This is a genomic window from Janibacter sp. CFPM2_SD2 (assembly GCF_057364645.1).
In genome coordinates this window covers 1-2,458 of record NZ_JBNFOF010000291.1, presented here as the reverse complement: position 1 = coordinate 2,458, position 2,458 = coordinate 1, and the positions used below count along the sequence as shown (strand labels likewise).

Below are 2,458 nucleotides of genomic sequence, written 5' to 3'. Positions count from 1 at the left end.
CCCCTTCGCAAGGGTTTGAAACCCCTTGCGAAGGGGGTGTTTCTCTTGTCGAGCGGCGACGAAGGGGGGTCAGCGCCCCGGCGCCACGCTCGCCATGACCTGGTCGACGAGCTCGTCCGGCGCGGCGGTGAGGTCGAGCACGACCCCGTCCTCGTCGGGCTCCAGGTCCTCGAGGGTGTCGATCTGCGACTGGAGCAGCGAGGCGGGCATGAAGTGGCCCTTGCGCCCCGAGAGCCGCTCGGCGATGACCTCCGCCGACCCATCGAGGTGGGCGAAGACGACCCGGTGGCCGCCCCCGAGGGCGGCGACGTCGGCGCGCAGCACGTCGCGGTAGACCCGCTTGAGCGCCGAGCAGGTGATGACCGTGTCCTCGCCGCGGGCGGCGTGCTCGGCCATCCACGCGGCGAGGTCGTGCAGCCAGGGCCAGCGGTCCTCGTCGTCGAGCGGGATGCCCTGCGACATCTTGTCGATGTTGGCCTGCGGGTGGAAGGCGTCGGCCTCGGCGAAGACCCAGCCGGTCCGCTCGACGACGCCCTGGGCGACGGTGCTCTTGCCGCTGCCCGAGACGCCCATCGCGATGACGTGCACGGTCATCTCACAGCACCAGGCTCAGCGCGAAGGCGAAGACGAAGCCGATGCCGCCGATGAGGGTCTCCATGACGGTCCACGTCTTGAGCGTCGTCTTCTCGTCCATGCCGAGGAAGCGGCCGACGAGCCAGAAGCCGGAGTCGTTGACGTGCGACAGGACGGTGGCGCCACGGCGATGGCGATGACGATGAGCACGAGGTCGATCGAACTCAGCCCCGACGAGGCCTCGATCGTCGGCGCCATGAGCCCGGCGGCGGTCGTCAGGGCGACCGTGGCGCTGCCCTGGGCGACGCGCAGCGCCGCGGAGACGACGAAGGCGGCGACGATGACCGGCAGCCCGGTGGACTCGAGCGTCTCGGCGAGGGCCTGGCCGATGCCGCTGGCCCGCAGGACGCCACCGAACATGCCGCCGCGCCGGTGATGAGGATGATCGCGCAGACCGGGGCGAGCGCGTCGTTCATGATCGTCTCGACGTCGGCGCGCGAGCGGCGGCGCCAGCCCAGCGCGACCATGGCGACGAGCGTGGTGATGAGCAGGGCGATGGGGGTCTTGCCGATGATCCGCAGCGCGTTGACCCACACGGCGTCACCGTCGACGACGCCCTGGGTCGCCAGGGTGTTGAGCCCGGTGTCGACGAAGATCAGCAGCATCGGCAGGAGCAGCACCGCGAGGACCAGGCCGAAGGACGGCCGGCGGGCGTCGTCCCCCTTCGCCTCGGGGACGTGACCACCTGAGAGCAGGTCGGGCACGTCGACCATGAAGCGGCTGCCGGCCCACAGGCCGTAGAGGTAGGACGCGAGGTACCACGTCGGCAGCCCGATGAGCAGGCCGAAGACGAGGAGCAGGCCGATGTCGGCGCTTACGAGGTCGGCCGCGGCGACCGGGCCCGGGTGCGGCGGGACGAAGGCGTGCATGACGGCGAAGGCACCCGCGGCGGGGAAGGCGTAGCGCAGCACCGAGCCGCCGAAGCGGCGGGCGACGCTGAAGATGATCGGCAGCATGACGACCAGGCCGGCGTCGAAGAAGATCGGGAAGCCGAAGAGCAGCGAGGCCACACCCAGGGCGAAGGGAGCCCGGTCCTCGCCGAAGCGGGCGATGAGCGTGTCCGCGAGGACCTGGGCGCCGCCGGTCACCTCGAGCAGGCGGCCGATCATCGCGCCGAGACCGACGAGCAGGGCCACCGAGGCGAGCGTGGAGCCGAAGCCGTCGGTCATCACCGTGACGACGTCGGCGGGGGCGATCTTCGTCGCGAGGGCGGTGAGGAAGCTGACGAGCACGAGGGCCACGAAGGCGTGGACCCTGAAGCGGATGATGAGCAGGAGCAGCAGCGCGACGGCGGCCGCGGCGATGGCGAGCAGGGGCCCGGAGCCGTAGGCGGGCTCGGGCACGGCGTCCTCGACGAGAAACATCGTTGTCCTCCGGTGGGTGATGTCAGGGCGGTCGCCCGCCGGACACCTTCCCAAACGTATGCTTATTGTGCAACCAATCGTCATCCTTTTCTTTGGAGGTGCCCCATCGCGTCTGCGACAATCCGCGGCATGACGAGTGCGTCGGGGGGCCTGCACCACACCGTCCTGACCGCCATCGGGGACGACCTGACCTCGGGGCGGCTGGCCGCCGGTGACGTCTTCTCCATGGAGCAGATCGAGGGTCGCTACGGCGTCTCCCGCACGGTCGTGCGCGAGGTCATCAAGGTGCTCGAGTCGATCGGGGTGGCCACCTCACGCCGCCGCGTCGGCGTGACCATCCAGCCGGAGTCGCAGTGGGAGGCCCTCAGCCCGGTCATCATCCACTGGCGCCTCGCCGGCCCCCAGCGCCTGGCGCAGCTGCGCGAGGTGAGCGAGCTGCGCCGCGGCGTCGAGCCGCAGGC

General features: G+C 70.7%; 2 protein-coding genes and 1 pseudogene. 1 reads left to right on the top strand and 2 read right to left on the bottom strand.

Annotation, left to right across the window (positions count from 1 at the left end; all coding sequences use genetic code 11):
- Positions 1-69: 69 nt before the first annotated feature.
- On the bottom strand, positions 70-594 hold the full coding sequence (locus tag AC2W7J_RS17460) for a gluconokinase (protein WP_255185038.1): 525 nt from the start codon (positions 592-594) through the stop codon (positions 70-72).
- Between the two features lies 1 nt (position 595).
- Positions 596-1,997: pseudogene (locus tag AC2W7J_RS17455) on the bottom strand (GntP family permease).
- Positions 1,998-2,126: 129 nt separating this feature from the next.
- On the opposite strand from AC2W7J_RS17455, the gene AC2W7J_RS17450 reads away from it, so the two are divergent.
- The coding region (locus AC2W7J_RS17450) for a FadR/GntR family transcriptional regulator (protein ID WP_485983968.1) at positions 2,127-2,458 on the top strand (332 nt) is incomplete at its 3' end.

Excerpts from the sequence above, each read along its gene's own strand:
- AC2W7J_RS17460 (WP_255185038.1), bottom strand. The coding sequence starts at position 594 with ATGACCGTGCACGTCATCGCGATGGGCGTCTCGGGCAGCGGCAAGAGC.